At 61.7% G+C, this 16639-nt stretch carries 13 protein-coding genes and 2 tRNA genes; 10 read left to right on the top strand and 5 right to left on the bottom strand.

Annotation, left to right across the window (positions count from 1 at the left end; genetic code table 11):
• The first annotated feature begins 3 nt into the window (after nt 1-3).
• The 4 genes from ARUE_RS14440 to ARUE_RS14425 all read left to right on the top strand — a co-directional run bounded on the left by ARUE_RS14440 (nt 4) and on the right by ARUE_RS14425 (nt 4651).
• The gene (locus ARUE_RS14440) at nt 4-3084 is read left to right on the top strand and encodes a UPF0182 family membrane protein (RefSeq protein ID WP_011775386.1); all 3081 of its coding nucleotides are present in this window, start codon (nt 4-6) and stop codon (nt 3082-3084) included.
• Nucleotides 3085-3217: 133 nt separating this feature from the next.
• Nucleotides 3218-3291: transfer RNA gene (locus tag ARUE_RS14435), tRNA-Met, on the top strand.
• Nucleotides 3292-3666: 375 nt separating this feature from the next.
• Nucleotides 3667-3740: transfer RNA gene (locus ARUE_RS14430), tRNA-Met, on the top strand.
• A 119-nt stretch (nt 3741-3859) separates the two neighbouring features.
• On the top strand, nt 3860-4651 hold the full coding sequence (locus ARUE_RS14425) for a GntR family transcriptional regulator (RefSeq protein ID WP_014922265.1): 792 nt from the start codon (nt 3860-3862) through the stop codon (nt 4649-4651).
• Between the two features lie 104 nt (nt 4652-4755).
• On the opposite strand, the gene ARUE_RS14420 is transcribed toward ARUE_RS14425, so the two are convergent.
• Together ARUE_RS14420 and ARUE_RS14415 are read right to left on the bottom strand one after the other, a co-directional pair.
• Entirely contained in the window at nt 4756-5544 is a 789-nt protein-coding gene (locus ARUE_RS14420) for a PspA/IM30 family protein (protein ID WP_014922264.1), read from the bottom strand.
• A gap of 98 nt (nt 5545-5642) precedes the next feature.
• Nucleotides 5643-7700 (bottom strand): TPM domain-containing protein, encoded by a 2058-nt coding sequence (locus ARUE_RS14415; protein WP_187329889.1) that lies wholly within the window; start codon nt 7698-7700, stop codon nt 5643-5645.
• Nucleotides 7701-8021: 321 nt separating this feature from the next.
• Between ARUE_RS14415 and ARUE_RS14410 the strand changes: the two genes are divergently transcribed.
• The 6 genes from ARUE_RS14410 (at nt 8022) to ARUE_RS14385 (ending at nt 14455) form a co-directional block, all read left to right on the top strand.
• Nucleotides 8022-9620, top strand: a complete 1599-nt coding sequence (locus ARUE_RS14410) for a S1C family serine protease (protein ID WP_043471364.1) — start codon at nt 8022-8024, stop codon at nt 9618-9620.
• 258 nt (nt 9621-9878) lie between these two features.
• Nucleotides 9879-10682, top strand: a complete 804-nt coding sequence (locus ARUE_RS14405; RefSeq protein ID WP_043470457.1) for an electron transfer flavoprotein subunit beta/FixA family protein — start codon at nt 9879-9881, stop codon at nt 10680-10682.
• Between the two features lie 14 nt (nt 10683-10696).
• Nucleotides 10697-11650, top strand: a complete 954-nt coding sequence (locus tag ARUE_RS14400) for an electron transfer flavoprotein subunit alpha/FixB family protein (RefSeq protein WP_011775379.1) — start codon at nt 10697-10699, stop codon at nt 11648-11650.
• Nucleotides 11651-11655: 5 nt separating this feature from the next.
• Entirely contained in the window at nt 11656-12435 is a 780-nt protein-coding gene (locus ARUE_RS14395; protein ID WP_043470454.1) for a PIG-L deacetylase family protein, read from the top strand.
• Between the two features lie 74 nt (nt 12436-12509).
• A complete protein-coding gene (locus ARUE_RS14390) occupies nt 12510-13055 on the top strand; it encodes a gluconokinase (RefSeq protein ID WP_014922260.1) in 546 nt (181 codons plus the stop codon).
• On the top strand, nt 13052-14455 hold the full coding sequence (locus ARUE_RS14385; RefSeq protein WP_011775376.1) for a GntT/GntP/DsdX family permease: 1404 nt from the start codon (nt 13052-13054) through the stop codon (nt 14453-14455). The genes ARUE_RS14390 and ARUE_RS14385 overlap by 4 nt, the downstream gene beginning before the upstream one ends.
• Nucleotides 14456-14536: 81 nt before the next feature.
• On the opposite strand, the gene ARUE_RS14380 is transcribed toward ARUE_RS14385, so the two are convergent.
• From ARUE_RS14380 to ARUE_RS14370, 3 genes are all read right to left on the bottom strand, one after another.
• On the bottom strand, nt 14537-15370 hold the full coding sequence (locus tag ARUE_RS14380; protein ID WP_011775375.1) for an anti-sigma factor: 834 nt from the start codon (nt 15368-15370) through the stop codon (nt 14537-14539).
• Between the two features lies 1 nt (nt 15371).
• Nucleotides 15372-15977, bottom strand: a complete 606-nt coding sequence (sigK, locus tag ARUE_RS14375; RefSeq protein WP_043471361.1) for an ECF RNA polymerase sigma factor SigK — start codon at nt 15975-15977, stop codon at nt 15372-15374.
• Between the two features lie 188 nt (nt 15978-16165).
• Complete coding sequence (locus ARUE_RS14370) at nt 16166-16633, bottom strand: tRNA (cytidine(34)-2'-O)-methyltransferase (RefSeq protein WP_011775373.1); 468 nt, start codon at nt 16631-16633, stop codon at nt 16166-16168.
• Nucleotides 16634-16639 lie beyond the last annotated feature (6 nt).

The raw sequence follows: 16639 nt of genomic DNA, 5'->3' as shown, positions 1-16639 counted from the left end.
TAGATGACGGCCCCTGCCACATCCCAGCGGCAGAAAAAGTCAACACGCGCACACCGACTGTTCACTGACACCAATGAGGTACAGAGTTTGTCCCGTCCCGCCAGCTCCAACCCGCCCGGAAGATCACCGCTGAGACGAGGTGCCCTGACTCCGACGCTCATTGTCGTGGCAGTGGCCGTCGTCGGGTTCATTTTCTTCGCCAATGTGTGGACTGACGTCCTGTGGTACCAGCAGCTTGGCTTCTTCGAAGTTTATATCCGCGAAAACCTAGCCAGGATCATTACGTTCCTCATCGGTTTCGCCATGATGTTTGCCGCGGTGTTCTTTGCCATCAGGATCGCCTACCGCTCCCGGCCCGTCTATGCGCCTGATGCCGAGGCCCGGGACAACCTCAACCGCTACCAGGCTCAGCTTGAGCCTGTCCGCCGCGTGGTCATGATCGGCCTGCCCATCCTGTTCGGGCTCTTTGCCGGCAGCGCGGCAGCCAGCCAGTGGCAGAAGGCCCTGTTGTTCTTCAACCAGGAGCCCTTCGGTCAGGCAGACCCATTGTTCAACATGGACATCAGCTTCTATCTGATGTCGCTGCCGTTCCTGGGTTTCATCACAGGCTTCCTGATCAGCATTGCCGTCGTAGCCGGTATCGCAGGCATCCTGACCCACTATCTGTACGGCAGCATCCGTCTTATGGAGCGTGGCATCTTCACCAGCCGTGCAGCGCAGATCCACATCGCGGTAACAGGTGCACTCTTCCTGATCCTGCTGGGCGTTAACTTCTGGCTGGACAGGTACACAACTGTCCAGAGCAACTCGGGCCGCTGGGCCGGTGCGCTGTACACGGATGTTAATGCCGTTGTCCCCACCAAAGCGATCCTTGCTGTGGCTGCGGGCCTTGTGGCCATCCTGTTCATCATTGCCGCGATCATTGGTCGGTGGCGCCTGCCGGTGATCGGTACCGCGATGTTGGTCATCACCGCCATTCTGGCAGGCGGTGTTTATCCATGGGTTATTCAGCAGTTCCAGGTTCGTCCGTCGGAGAACACCTTGGAAAAGGAGTTCATTGATCGAAATATCAAGATGACGCGGGCAGCGTACGGTCTGGACAAGATCGATGTGTCGGCTTACAACGCCACCACCACGGCGACTACGGGTGCCTTGGCAGCGGACGCCCAGACTACTGCCAATATCCGTCTCCTTGACCCGAACCTCATTTCCTCGGCGTTTGCCCAGCTTGAGCAGTACCGCCCGTACTACCAGTTCCCGCAAACCCTGAATGTTGACCGCTACATGGTTGACGGCAAAGTCCAGGACACCGTAATTGCGGTTCGCGAACTGAACCCGGATGGCCTGAGCGCCAACCAGCAGACATGGGTTAACAGGCACATCGTTTACACCCATGGTTATGGCGTTGTCGCAGCCAAGGGCAACAAGTTCACGGCCGACGGCAAGCCGGAGTTCCTGCAGTCTGGCATCCCGTCCAACGGCGTCCTCGGCAATGACACTTCATACGAGCCCCGTATCTACTTCGGCGAAAATTCTCCCGAATACTCCATCGTCGGAGCGCCGGACGGTGCCCCGAACCGCGAGCAGGACCGACCAGCAGGGCGGGAAGGTGGCGGAGAGACGCAGTACACTTTCAGCGGCAACGGCGGACCGAACGTAGGCAACTGGCTCAACAGGATCCTGTACTCCATCAAGTTCCAGTCTTCAGACCTGTTGCTCTCGGACGGTGTGAATGCTGAATCCCAGATTCTCTACGAACGCAACCCACGTGAACGCGTTGAGAAGCTCGCCCCTTACCTGACCGTCGACGGCAACGCCTACCCGGCAGTTGTGGACGGCCGCGTCAAGTGGATTGTTGACGGCTACACCACCAGCCAGTACTTCCCGTACTCCCAGCCGCAGCAGCTGCAGAACGCTACTGTGGACTCGCAAACCAGTGCAGGACGTACTGTCGCCTTGCCGAACAGCTCGGTGAACTACATCCGCAACTCGGTCAAGGCAACAGTGGACGCCTATGACGGCTCCGTCAACCTCTACGCATGGGATGACCAGGACCCCATCCTGAAGGCATGGCAAAAGGTCTTCCCCACGGTCATCAAGCCGTACTCGGAAATGTCCGGCGATCTCATGAGCCACGTTCGCTACCCAGAGGACCTGTTCAAGGTCCAGCGTGAACTGCTCGGCCGCTACCACGTGACCGACCCGGACAGCTTCTACCAGAACAACGATGCTTGGAGTGTTCCGAACGATCCCACCGTTTCGGAAGCCGTCAAGCAGCCGCCGTTCTACATGTCGCTGCAGATGCCCGACCAGGAGAAGCCGGCGTTCCAGCTGACCTCGTCCTTCATTCCTCAAACGGTCAACGGCAGCGCCCGGAACATCCTTTACGGGTTCCTGGCGGCTGACTCGGACGCCGGAAACGTCAAGGGAGTCAAGGGGGAGAGTTACGGAAAGCTGCGGCTCCTGGAGCTCCCGACCGATACACAGGTCCCGGGTCCCGGACAGGCGCAAAACAAGTTCAACTCTGATCCCACCGTCTCTCAGGCGCTTAACCTTCTGAGGCAGGGTGCATCCGATGTACTGAACGGCAACCTGTTGACTCTTCCTGTAGGCGGTGGTCTGCTCTACGTGCAGCCTGTCTACCTGAAGTCCACAGGTGAGACGTCATACCCCACATTGCAGCGTGTGCTGGTGGCATTCGGTGACAAGATCGGCTTCGCGCCCACCTTGGATGAAGCTTTGGACCAGTTGTTCGGCGGTGATTCCGGTGCTACTGCCGGCGACTCCGACAACAATGGCCAGACGCCTACCTCGCCTCCTGGCACCACTCCGCCGCCTGCCGGGCCCACCGACGCCAAGGCCGACCTCAAGGCAGCCCTCGATGAGGCCAACAAGGCTATTCAGGACGGCCAGGCCGCATTGGCCAAGGGCGACTTCGCCGGCTACGGTGCGCAGCAGACCAAGTTGTCTGAGGCACTGAAGAAGGCGATCGACGCTCAGGCCCGTTTGGACGCTACGCCTGCGCCGACAGCGACGCCGGGAGCTACTCCCAGCGCGACACCGTCGCCGTCGCCAAGCAGCTAGCTCTGTAGGCGGCCACAGGCCGGCGCCTGCTCCCTGTCGGGGGCGGGTGCCGGCCTTTCGCGTTAGGGGAGATGCACATCACGTCGCCAGGATTTGGTCTGACATTCACCGGACGGTAATGTTGTTCTTGCGACGCGGGGTGGAGCAGTTCGGTAGCTCGCTGGGCTCATAACCCAGAGGTCACAGGTTCAAATCCTGTCCCCGCAACTGGAGAAAAAGGTCCGGATCAGTAAACACTGATCCGGACCTTTTGTTTTGCCCGCAATCCCTGAAGCCCCCTGCACGCAAGCGGGCCCTCTCTCACGTCCCTCGGGTTTGGTCCCAACCCTCTCTCACGTCCCTCGGGTTCGGTCCCAACCCTCCCTCACGTCCCTCGGGTTTGGTCCCAACCCTCTCTCACGTCCCTCGGGTTCGGCCTGGCCCGCAGAGTTCTGGTGGGAACGGTGGACGCGGTCGCGGCATGATGCGGAAGCGATCCACGGTCTATAGGCATTCGTTCAGGCGCGGGGGAGTGATCTGCGGCACCTTAGATGCCATATGGTCATAAGCACCCTGGAGGGTGCGGTAGAGTTGTTCTTGCGACGCGGGGTGGAGCAGTTCGGTAGCTCGCTGGGCTCATAACCCAGAGGTCACAGGTTCAAATCCTGTCCCCGCAACTGGAGAAAGATCCGGATCAGTGACAACTGATCCGGATCTTTTGTTTAACTGGTCACCGGGGTACCGGTGCTAGCATCAAACCCGGATTTGCTGAGGCAAGAAATGGATGGGACGCCCAATGGTCAATGAAGACTACAAACTTGGAGATGGGCGTGAAGTCCTTCAAAGGGATGGTCCTGTTGCCGTGTATCAGCAGGTGGCTGACGTTCTAACGGATCACGTCAGCCGTCTGGAGCCAGGCTCCCGGATACCTACGGAAGAGTTCCTGATGGATGCCTACGGCATCAGCCGGACCACTGTCCGAAAAGCGATCGAAACCCTGGTCGTGAAGGGTTTGCTGGTCCGAAGGCAGGGCAAGGGGACTTTCGTGATGGCCCAACGTCCTGCGAAGATGCTGAACCGCTTGGCGCCATTCATGGAGACGTTTACTGCGGCCGGCATGAAGACCGTCAAGGGACTCATCGAATACAAGTGGATGGAGAAGGACAAGTCAGTGCCGGCCAAGCTGGTGTCTGACGACAACCTGGTGCTGGTGATCCGCCGCTCCTACTCAAGCGCCGGATGGCCTTATGCCATTGCGGAGATTTTCATCCCGTCGCATATCGGCCGCCATATCAGCCTGGCGGATGCCGAGCGGAACTCCATCTACCAGGTCATCCAGGACAGGACGCTGAAGCCCCTCCACCGGGCAGAAATAACCGTGACCATGCATGCACCGCCCGAGCACCTGGCAGACGCTCTCAACGTCCGAGGGTTCGCCATGGTGCCACGCTTGGAACGGACTACGCTTGGACCTCACGGAGAGGTCTTGGAGTGCACGGTCACCTATTTCCACCCCAAGGGCTTCGAGATCCGCGCAGAAGTGGCGACCGACGTCAGCCCCGGGCAAGATCCGTCAGTGCCTTCCTAAGGCTGGACGAGGAGCGCAAAGCAAAAATGGGCCGGATCCCTTTCAGGATCCGGCCCATTCTGGTTCCGCGAGCACGGCTTTGGGCTGTCCGCCCGATGCGTTCCTTAGAGCTTGTCGAAGTCAGCTTCGTCGACTGTTGCGCCGGTTGACGCCGGGGCTCCTGCGCCGATGGCGGGCTTGGAGCCGCCCGACTTCAAGGCCGCAAGGCGGGCCTCAATCTCGGTCTGCTCTCCGAGGTCTTCGAGCTGGTTGAACTGGGCGTCAAGGCTGGAGCTGGCGAGTTCCTGCTGGCCCAAAACCTTGGCCTCTTCACGGCGGATTTTCTCTTCGAAGCGGCCAACCTCGCTGGTGGGATCCATGATGTCGATGCTCTTGAGGGCGTCGTGCACCTGGGACTGCGCGGCAGCGGTCTTGGAGCGTGCTACCAGTTCGTTGCGCTTGGCGGTTAGCTGGTTGAGCTTGTTCTTCATTTGGTCAAGCCCGGTCTTGAGCTTGTCCACTACCTCAGTCTGGGAAGCAATGCTCGGTTCTGCTGCCTTCGCTTCGGACTCTGCGGTCATCTGACGCTGGATGGCCACCTTTGCAAGGTTGTCGAACTTCTGGGCATCAACAGGATCACCGGCCGAGCGGTACTCATCGGCCTTCCGCGACGCTGCCAAGGCTTTGTTGCCCCAGTCCTGGGCGTTCTTGACATCTTCGTTGTAGTCGGCCTGCAGCATCCGGAGATTACCGATGGTCTGGGCTACGGCTGATTCCGCCTCGGCAATGTTGTTCGTGTAGTCGCGGACCATCTGGTCCAGCATCTTCTGCGGGTCCTCAGCCTGGTCCAGCAAGGCGTTGATGTTTGCCTTGGCGAGCTGCGAGATCCGACCGAAAATGGACTGCTTAACCATTGTGTTGCCTTTCGTCCTGCTCAGTGGTGACACTGAAATCAGTGATCAGTTGTTGTACCGCTTCTATGCGGGGCATGGACCCCGCCTAGTCTGTCTGGCTAGAAGTCGCCTCCACCGCCGCCGTCGCCACCCCAGCCGCCGCTGTCGAAACCTCCGCCGGAATCGCCGCCGCCACCAAAGAATCCACCATCGCCGCCGCCGTCATTGCCGCCGCCGCCCCAGCCGCCTCCGCCGCCGTTCAGGATGGAGTTGATGAGGATGCCGCCGAGGATAGCGCCGCCGAGGCCACCGCCTCCGCCACCACCGCCGAACATTCCACCGCGTCCGTAGCCCTGGTCGGCGTAGCCGAATTGGTCGACGTCAGACTGTGCGAGTTGTGCCGCCTGGGCTGCAAGCGAATGTGCTTGCTGGGCGTAGGTCAGAGCCGTGACGGGGTCATTGCGTGAGATGGAGAGCGCGTAATCGAGGTTGCGCTGAGCCTCCGCCAACCTCGTTCGAGCCTCCGTGCCCACGCCGCCGCGACGAGCTGTGATGTAATCCGATGTGGCGCTGATCTGTGCCTGTGCGGCCATGATGGTTTGCTGCAATGAGGCCTGGGCGCGGCGGGCCTGCTCCTGCTGGTCGCGGATGCCGGACAAGGACTGGTCGAGCGCCTGGTGGGCCGACTCCACTCGACTAAGCGTCGCGATGGGATCGATCTTTCCACCCTGGATCTCGGTCCTCACCTGAGCCAGGGCGGCTTCGACTCCGGCCACGGGACCGGCAAGTTCCGGGTGTTCGCCGGACTGGATCATCGCCCGTGCTTGGGCCAGGTCCTGGCTGGTTTCCGCTACGGCGCCTTCCAACGACGTACGGGCCTCGTCCAGGCTGCCGGCCGTCTTGGAGATGGCATCGATCAACACGTTGGTCTGGTGCAGGCTTTCCTCTGCGGCACGTACTGCCACGGCCGCAAGGCTGTTCTCGCCGGTTGCCAACTTCTCCTGGGCGGCAGTGACGGCGTTCTGCACGAACGCCAGCCGCTCCTTGGCCTGCAGGATGTTGTCGGAGACCTGAGTCAAGGCAGATTCGGCATACTTGGCGCGCAATCCTTCAAGGGATTGCTCTGCGCTGGCGATTTTCGCATCGGCCTCCTTGGCTCCCGCGGTCACGGCTGCCAAGGCTTGCGGAGCGTTCTTTTCAAGCTCGCGCAAAGAGTCAAAGTCAGCCTTCTGATCACGCAAGGATGCCAGGGCGGCTTCTGATCGGCGGATGATCTCGCCGAGCCAGCTCCGCTGCTGCTCTTCGGTGTCAGGGATGTGGTCATCCAGCTGCTGCTGCAGCTTGAAGGACTCAGTCATGTGGCCCTTTGCCTCTTCCAAGGCCTTGGTGAAGTTGCCAATCGCGGAGTCACCGTACTGCGCCTGGGCGAAACCGAGTTCCTGCTCGCTGGACTTGATGGCGTCATCCGCCTCGATCAACAGCGAGCCGCTCTTCTGGCGCAGTTCAGGGATGGTCAGGCCAGCCAAGGGGTCAAGCTGTTCGCCTTGTGGTCCATAGCTGGCGCTGACAGCCTTGGTGCTGCCTTTCTTACGGCGGTTTCGGAGGTAGAGGTAGGTTCCGGCGCCGCCGGCCGCTACAACGCCTACTCCGACGAGTACTCCGACACCAGCGTTTCCGTTGGGCACAGTTCCGCTGCCTCCGCCTGCAGCATCTCCGATGGCTGCGGCTGCATCGATGACTGCCTGAGCGTAGTTCCCTGCACGCAGCTGGGGGTCAATTGCCTTACTGGTTATCGTGTCCCTTTGGGCATTGGTGATTTTGCTATTGTTTGGCTTGCTCAACAAATATTGCCGTGTATCTGTAGCTACGGTGAGCAGCATGGCATTGGAGCCAAGCTTTGCCTGGTCTGCCACGGCAGCGGCCCATTCCACGCGGTCGGCGGGGTCCTCGAACCGTTTGACGAACACAGCGTGCAGCGTCATGGCGTGGTCAGCCCCGAGCTTCTGAATGGCCTCTTGAACCTTGGCTTTATCTCCGCCGAGCACGCCCGCCGAATCCACAATCTTGGTGGTGGGATCGAGCGTCACTGGACTTTCAGCCCAAGCGGATGTGGCCGGGAGGGCCAACATTCCAACCAGGCCAATCACGGCGAGTACGCGTTTAACTATTGACCGCATGTGCAACCCTTCAGCACGTCTGCGACTGGAACAAGGCGTACCAATCGTCACAGAATGCTCAGCGCCCCCACGCATGGTGTAAAGCCGCAGGTCGCTGTGGCAATTCCTCTTGATTCTATGGTGCACCCCATGGCCCGTCCACAGGGGTGAATATGCCACCAGCGAAATATAGGAGAGAGCTGGATTGTTGAGGCGTTGAGGGAGAAATTGAAGGGCCGGACGAACGTTGCCAACCCCTTTCAGGAAGCTCCCAGCGAACGTCCGCTTTTGTTCCAGTTAATGGGTACATAGTTGTTGGAGACGAGGATGAAAGGAACACCCATGACGGAGAACCCAGCGCAGGGCACCGCACCAGAGAACCGCGAGCCGTCAGAGCCGCGGGATACGACGGGGGAGCAGAACGACGCCTCCGCCACCCAGCAGCAGCCTGCCTGGAGTTCCGGGCAAGGAGCCGGGACGGACAACACCACTCCTTTGCCGGCTTTCCAGCAGCCAGCAGCCCCGCAGCAGCCGCAGTACTACGGCGCTCCGCAGCAGCAGGATTCAGGTCACCGCCCGAGCTACCCGCAGCACCAGCCGTTCTATGGCGGCTCAAACCCGGGAGCCAACGGCAGTGCTGGTTCCCAGTTCCACAACGCACAAGGATTCCACACCGCACAAGGTCACAACGGCCCCGGAATGCAGCACACCCCCGGGCACTCTTCAGCGGTAGCAACCAAGCGTAAGCCGGCGTTCGGCGTCGGTACCCTGGTGGCCAGCATGCTCGCGGCGGGCCTGATCGGTGGCGGCGTAGTGGCCGGCAGTAACGCACTATGGGATAACCCGGCACCTGCCGCCTCCACAGGCGGACAGTCGAGCACGGTGATTGTGAACAACAAGGACGACGTCAACGTCATCACCGCAGCGGCAGCCAAGGCCTCGCCCAGTGTGGTGACTATCAAGGCAACGAGTGGCAGTGAAGGCGGAACCGGGTCCGGCATCATCCTGGACGATCAGGGCCACATCCTCACCAACACTCACGTGGTCACCCTCGACGGTGCCACGGCCAATGCCGCCATCGAGGTCCGCACGAACGACGGTAAGGTCCTCAAAGCCACTGTGGTCGGCACGGACCCGTTGTCAGACCTTGCCGTCATCAAGGTGAGCGACGCGTCGGGCCTGGTTCCGGCAACCCTCGGCGACTCGTCCAAGATCAACGTGGGGGACACCGCCGTCGCGATCGGTTCGCCGCTGGGTCTCACCGGCACGGTGACGGACGGCATCGTGTCCACGCTCAACCGCACCATTAGTGTTGCGTCGTCGGCTGTGCCGGAGGGGACTCCGGATGAGAGCCAGGGCGATGATGAGGGCTTCCAGTTCGCACCGCCGAACGGTGGCCAGAGCCAGCGGACTGCCAATGAGGGTTCCATCGCCATTAACGTGATCCAGACCGATGCAGCGATCAATCCCGGCAACTCCGGCGGTGCATTGGTGAACAGCAAGGGCGAGGTCATCGGTGTTAACGTTGCGATCGCCTCGGCGGGCAGCGGAACGTCCGATTCTTCGGCCGGGAACATCGGCGTCGGCTTCAGTGTCCCGATCAACCACGCCAAGCGCGTTGCGCAGGAGATCATCGAGACCGGCAAGGCCAGCCATGGGCAATTCGGTGTCTCTGTTCGTTCGAAGTCGTCCACGGGCAGCGATTCAGGTTTCTCCGTGGGTGCCGAGGTTGCTTCCGTGACGTCGGGTTCGGCTGCTGCCAATGCGGGACTCAAGGTTGGCGACGTCGTGACCAAGTTCGGAGACTACGCCGTGAGCGATCCCAACCAACTGACTGCGGCGGTCCGGGAACAGCCGGCCGGCGCCAAGGTCAAGGTCACCATTCAGCGCGGTGGCCAGACGCAAGAGGTTGAGGTCACGCTCGACGCCGCCCAACAGTAGGCTGCCCAGACGGGAGAACAGCGTTCGACGGCGGACGGCACCTTGCGGGTGTCGTTCGCCGTTTTGACGTACCCGGCACGGCCAGGGGTCAGCGTAAGCATCGCGCGTAGCTGAAACAGGGCTTAACGCTGGGAGTGGTTTTCTGCGGGCAATATGCTTAGCTAGGACGAGCCCACGCGCTGGGCAATTCACGGCCACGCTGTTGCGGTTGGCCGTCCACAAGCATGGAAGGCTGCTTCGAAGACAGTGGAAGAGACATTGAAGATTGTCGTTCTGGTCAAGCACGTCCCGGACGCCCAGTTCGACCGGCACATCACCGGACCTGGCAACACAACCGACCGTGACGAGAGCATTTTGTCCGAACTGGACGAGTACGCCCTCGAGGCAGCGCTCCAATTGGCGGAGGAACGCGGCGGACCGAAGGCCGGGAACGAGGTCATTGCGTTGAGCATGGGCCCGTCCGGTGCGGTCAATGCTGTGAAGAAGTCCCTACAGATCGGCGCGTATTCCGGTGTCCACCTCAGCGATGACGCTTTGGCTGGTTCGGATGCGGCTGCTACTTCGCTGGCGCTTGCCGCCGCTATTCGCCACATCTCGGCCGACGGCCGCCCGGTGGACCTGGTCCTGACGGGCATGGCTTCCACGGACGGCGAGACCTCGCTGATCCCGGCGCAGCTCGCCGAGCGGTTGTCGTTCCCGCAGGTCACTTTTGCCTCCAGCCTTGAGGTGACGGGTGGTCAGGTCAGCGCACGACGTGACGCTGGCGCCTTCTCTGAAACGGTTGAAGCGCAGCTTCCAGCAGTTGTCTCGGTCACCGACCAGATCAACGAACCGCGTTACCCCAACTTCAAGGGCATCCTGGCTGCCAAGAAGAAGAAGATCGCCTCCCTGTCGCTGGCCGACATCGGTGTGGACGCTTCGCAGGTGGGCTTGGCCGGTTCGTGGACGGTGGTGGAGTCCGCAGAGGCCCGCCCACCGCGGACGGCAGGGACCATCATCACCGACGACGGCGACGCCGGCATCAAGCTGGTCGACTTCCTCGCCGCACAGAAGCTGCTCTAAAGGGGACTGCAACCATGGCAAACGCACTTGTTTTCATTGACAACCCGGGAGCAGCTCTCAAGAAGAGCAGCCTGGAGCTCCTGACCATCGCCCGCTCACTGGGGGAGACCGCCGTCGCGTTCACCGGGGAGCTGAACGACGACGTCGCCGCTACCTTGGGTGCCTACGGTGCCACCACGGTTTACCAGCCGTCGGTGGACGATCTCGATAACTACTTGGTGGGGCCGAAGGCCGCCTACCTGGCCGCTGCTGTAGCAGCATCCGGCGCTACCGCGGTCCTCGTGGACAACTCGCCTGAGGGCAAGGAAATCGCGGGCAGGCTTGGCATCAAGCTCAACGCCGGCGTTATTACGGACGTCGTTGGCGTTGAGGCTGACGGTACCGCGCACAAGTCGGTCCTGGCGGGCTCGTACAACACCACCGCGAAGGCCACCACTCCGGTGACGGTTCTTTCGGTCAAGGCCAACAACGTAGAACCCGCGCCGAGCGGTGACGCGACTGCACCGGCCACTGCAAAAGTTGAAGTTCCTGCTGACGGCTTGGCAAACTCTGCTCGCATTGCGTCGCGGACCGAGAAGCCCGCCAGCGGCCGGCCGGACCTCAGCGAAGCAAGGATCGTCGTCGCCGGCGGCCGTGGCGTTGACGGTGACTTCGGCCCCCTCGAAGAGCTTGCCGACGCCCTGGGCGCGGCAGTTGGCGCTTCCCGCGCTGCCACCGACGCAGGCTGGATTGGCCACGATGCACAGGTTGGCCAAACCGGCGTCACGGTTTCACCGCAGCTGTACATTTCTGCCGGCATCTCCGGAGCTATCCAGCAGAAGGCCGGGATGCAGACTTCCAAGGTCATTGTCGCCATCAACAAGGACGCGGAATCGCCGGTGTTCGAGATTGCCGACTACGGCATCATCGGTGACCTCTTCAAGGTTCTGCCGCAGGCCACTGCGGAGATCAAGAAGCGGAAAGGCTGATCCCTTTGCCTACTGACATAACGTCAGCGAAGAGCCCGTTTGACGCCTCCATGGAGCGCGTTGAGCGGGTGCTTTGTTTTACCGCCCATCCTGACGACATCGACTTTGGCGCCGCCGGGACCATCGCGGCCTGGACGGCGGCCGGCGTGGAGGTCAGCTATTGCATCATGACCGACGGCGATGCCGGCGGCTTCGATCCGGTGGACAGGGAACGGATCACCGAACTCCGCGCTGAGGAGCAACAACGAGCGGCTGCCTTGGTGGGGGTCAAGGACATCCATTACCTGCATGAGCATGATGGATACCTTGAGCCGACACATGGCGTCATCAAGCAGGTGGTGAAGCTGATCCGCGAAATACGCCCTGACATTGTGCTGACCATGCACCCGGAAAGGAACTGGGACCGCCTCCAGAAGAGCCACCCTGACCACCTCGCAGCCGGCGAAGCCGTGACTCGGGCGGTCTATCCGGCCGTGGAGAACCCCTTTGCCTACCCGGAGCTGGCTGAGGCCGGGCTGGCTGCCTACAAGCTGCCGTGGTTGTGGTTTATCTCCAGCCCGGAGGCCCGGGAGAACCACTTTGTTGATGTCTCGGAGCAGGTGGACGCAAAGCTCGATGCGATCCGTGTCCATGCCAGCCAACACCCGGATATTGACGGTATGGAGCGGGTAGTCCGGAGCATGATGTTGGCCAACGGGGAGCGTGCCGGCCTGCCTGCCGGGACCAGCGCGGAAGCCTTCCATGTGGTGTCCGTCAACGGTTCCAGCACCATCGCCGGCTTCTGACATTGCCGTGGTGTAACCCGTGTCATATGCTTGATCTCGGTTAAATCATATTTATTCGAGGAAGGCAGACTTTGATGGCGAAGACTGCGCAGCAACCTGTACTGGTGATTATGGGAGTCTCCGGTTCGGGCAAATCGACCGTAGCCGGCGTACTGGCAGGGAAACTCGGGTGGGATCTTGCCGAAGGCGATGATCTCCATCCCGAAGCGAACGTTGCAAAGATGCAGTCGGGACAGGCCCTCAGCGATGAGGACCGCTGGCCTTGGCTGGGCATCATCTCGGATTGGATCCGGGAGCACGTGGATGCCGGAACCCCGGCGATCATCACCTGTTCGGCACTGAAAAAGAAATATCGCGATGTCCTCCGGGGCGAAGGCGTTGTGTTCGTTTTCCTGCAGGGGAGCAAGGACAAGATCTCGGATCGCCTTGCCTCCAGGCACGGCCACTTCATGCCGCCGTCGCTCTTGGAGTCGCAGTTCGACGCCCTTGAGGAACCGACCCAGGACGAGAACTACATCTCCTTGTGCGTTTCCGCGTCGCCGGCAGAGGAAGCCGACGAAGTCATTGAACGGCTCGGTCTCCGGCCTGTAGGTGCCGGTACCGAAGCGACCGCCTCGTGAAGGTCCTGGAAACAGCGACGCAGGTACTGGAATGGACAGCCCACGACACCCAACTCCTCGTGGTGGCCGCGCTGGGCATTGCACTGATCGTGGTGCTGATCGCAAAGCTGAAGCTCCACCCGTTCCTGGCGCTGGTCCTGGGCTCGGCCTTTGTGGGACTGGCGTCCGGCGTGGAGCTGGGCAAGGTCATCACCAACTTCGAGGACGGCGTTGGGGGTGTCCTCAAGGAAGTAGGCCTGCTTATTGCCCTCGGAGCTATGCTCGGAAAGCTGCTGGCTGATTCCGGTGGCGCAAACCGCGTGGTGGACACCTTGTTGGCCAAAGCCAGCGGCAACAAACTGGTGTGGATGATCACGCTCGTGGCTGTCATCATCGGCTTGCCCATGTTCTTCGAAATCGGGCTCGTGCTTCTGCTTCCCGTGATCGTCCTGGTTACTCAGCGGTCCAAGATGAAGCTGATGCGCATCGCGATCCCAGCGTTGGCCGGTCTGTCCGTGCTTCACGGACTGGTGCCGCCCCACCCGGGTCCACTGATTGCGATCAGCGCAGTCAAAGCGGAGCTGGGAACGACGCTCGGCTTGGGCATCCTCGTGGCGATCCCCACTGTCATCATCTGTGGCCCCCTCTTCTCGCGGTTGGCTGCCCGGTGGGTACCGGTCGATGCCCCGGCTGTAGCGGGAGGCATCGACACCCAGCACGCAGCGGACCTGAGCGAAGTCAAGCGCCAGCCGTCGTTCCTGGTGACCCTGCTGACCATCATCTTCCCCGTGGTGCTGATGCTGTTGAAGGCCTTGGGCGGCATCATCTGGCCCAACCCTGAAACGGCGCCGGCAATCAGAATCTTCTTCGACTTCGTGGGCCAGCCCCTGGTGGCCATGACGCTGGCGGTCCTGCTGGCGATCGTGACGTTCGGATACGCCGTAGGCTTCACGGGCAGCAGGATCACAGCCAAATTGGGTGAAAGCCTGGGGCCCATTGCAGCTATCCTCCTCATTGTGGGCGCCGGTGGCGGATTCAAGCAGACCCTGATCGGTGCCGGTGTAGGCGATGCCGTCAAGAAATGGGCCGAAGGCGCCAACATGTCCGTCCTGGTGCTCGGCTTCATCGTGGCAGTGGCCCTGCGCCTGGCCACAGGCTCAGCAACGGTGGCGACAGTGACGGCGGCGGGCATTGTGGCACCGCTTGCCAGCAGCCTGAGCCCGACGCACGCAGCCTTGCTGGCCTTGGCCATCGGCGCAGGCTCCCTGTTCCTGTCCCACGTCAACGACGCGGGATTCTGGCTGGTCAAAGAACTGTTCGGGCTGACCGTTGGGCAGACATTCAAAACTTGGTCCGTGATGGAGACGCTGATCTCCGTGGTGGGCTTCGGCTTTGTGATGCTTCTGTCGCTCGTGTTGTAGCTACGGAAGCAACCGGGTTAAAAGCGCGACGGCGGCTGTCCCTTGAGGGGACGGCCGCCGTCGCGCGTCGAGCGTCAAGAGTCAGGCGCTGAGCCCGACCACCAGGACCGGGTCTGTGGTGGGGGCGCTTGATCCGCCTGCGGGTTCCACGGTAATCGCGACCGAAGAAGCTGAGGACAGCCCTTTCACAACGGCCGGTTTGGAGAGAGTCTCGGCGTCCATGGTGCCCTGGGGTACAGGGGCAGAGCCGTCCTTGGGGAGGGTCCACAACTGGTACACCTTGCCCTCTGGGGCGGGTGCAACGCCATCCATCAGAACCACGAAGGAATCCTTGGCTGATGACGCGGAAATGGTGGCCGTACCACCGCCGGGAACCGGCGCGGACTTCTTCTGGACGTCCTGCGCTTGCAGTACCTGGTTGACGGGGTCGTTCTGCGTCGAGACATAGGCGCCCACTCCAATGCCACCGAGTGCAATGACCGCTGCAGCTGCTGCTCCGACGATCCACCGGCGCGCCCCGCCCGCGCGTGTACGTTCCTCTCGCTTCGCCCTCGCGGCTGCGAGGTCGTCGACGGCGGGACCCGCCACGTCGGGGCTTGCCGCCACGGCGGGGGGCTGGCTGGCGGCATCGTTGCTGATGCGCTCCATAATGTTGTCAAAGAGCCCTGCGGGCGGCGCTTCTTCGGGCGCGAAGCTGACTGCCAGGGTCTCGCGGGCTTCGTGGACCCGCTGCAGGAATTCGGGACCTTCCGGAGCGTCCTTGATGTAGGCATCGATCATTGCCCGTTCGTCGTCGCTTACAGCGTCCAAGGCATAGATTTCCGCCAGTTCGAGGACGCGGCCCTCAGCGAGGTCGGTGGCGATGTCGTTGGCAAACATTCGGCGGATAAAGCCTCCACTGGTGTTTTCGCTCATATCAACCCACCCCCAGGCAGGTCTTCAGGCGCAGTAATCCATCACGGATGCGCGACTTGATGGTGGGTACAGCGGCACCGAGATGCTCGGCGACCTCCCGGTAGGTCAATCCGCCGTAATACGCGAGGCGGACCGATTCGCGCTGAGTGTCCGTGAGCGTCCCGAGGCACCGGCTGACCGCTTCGGCCTCCAGGTTGCTGTCGGCTTCCTCTGCCACCAGGTCCCGGTCCAGGTCCTGGCTCGCTGCGCCGTATTTAGCTTCGCGGTCAGTTGCCGCTTGCACGGCACGGACACGGTCAATGGCCCGGCGGTGGGCAATGGTCATGAGCCAGGCCAGCGGACTTCCCGCACTGCGATCGAACTTGGCGGCGCCCTGCCATACCTGGATGTAAACCTCCTGGGTGGCGTCCTCGCTGAGGTCAGGGTCTATCAGGACGCGCCTGGCCATACCGAAGACACGCCTCGAGGTGAGGCCATAGAACTCGGCGAAAGCCTGCTGGTCGCCTGCTGCCACGAGTTCGAGCAAGCCAGCCAGCTGTGAATTCAGATCAGTCGCAGAGCCGGTAGCTTCGAAGACCGGGGGGCCGGGATTGTTGGGGATGTCCATCACCGTCCAGCATATGTCGTCCCGTTTGAAACCGGCAGCATAACGGGATTGCGTCGAAGGCGCGGCGGTGCAGCGGCTTGCTGTCATCACCCTGGTCTGCAGCGCGCTCACGTAGGCTCCTCAACGAATGTCCAAGGCAGGGACTGTCCTGCCATAAGGTATTCGGTGCTGTGGCTCCGTTGGATGGGCTACACCTTGGCGCCGGCAAATCCGTTCTGCCGCCAGGCTTCAAAGACGGCGATTGAAGCAGCGTTGGCAAGGTTGAGCGAGCGAAGAGAAGGCTTCATGGGAAGGCGGACACGGGCGGTGACGTGCGGATCCTGCTTGAGCCAGTCCGGCAGGCCCACCGATTCGGGACCGAACATCAGGACGTCGCCCTCGCGGTAGCTGATGTCCGTGTAGGAGGTCTCGCCGTCGGAGGTGTAGGCGAAAACCCGTTCCGGCTTGAGTGCAGCCCAAGCGGCCTCGATGTCCTTATGGACGGTAACTACGGCGAGATCATGGTAATCAAGACCGGCCCGACGCAGCTTTGCATCGGAAAAATCAAAGCCGAGGGGCTCCACCAAGTGAAGCTCGGCCCCCGTAATGGCGGCCAAACGGATGGCGTTGCCTGTATTGCCCGGGATTTCTGGAGTGTGGAAGAGGATGCGGAACACCGTCCC

Source organism: Arthrobacter sp. Rue61a (assembly GCF_000294695.2).
GTDB lineage: Bacteria > Actinomycetota > Actinomycetes > Actinomycetales > Micrococcaceae > Arthrobacter > Arthrobacter aurescens_A.
The sequence above is the reverse complement of the archived record's forward strand: the minus strand, read 5'-3'. Positions and strand labels throughout refer to the sequence as shown.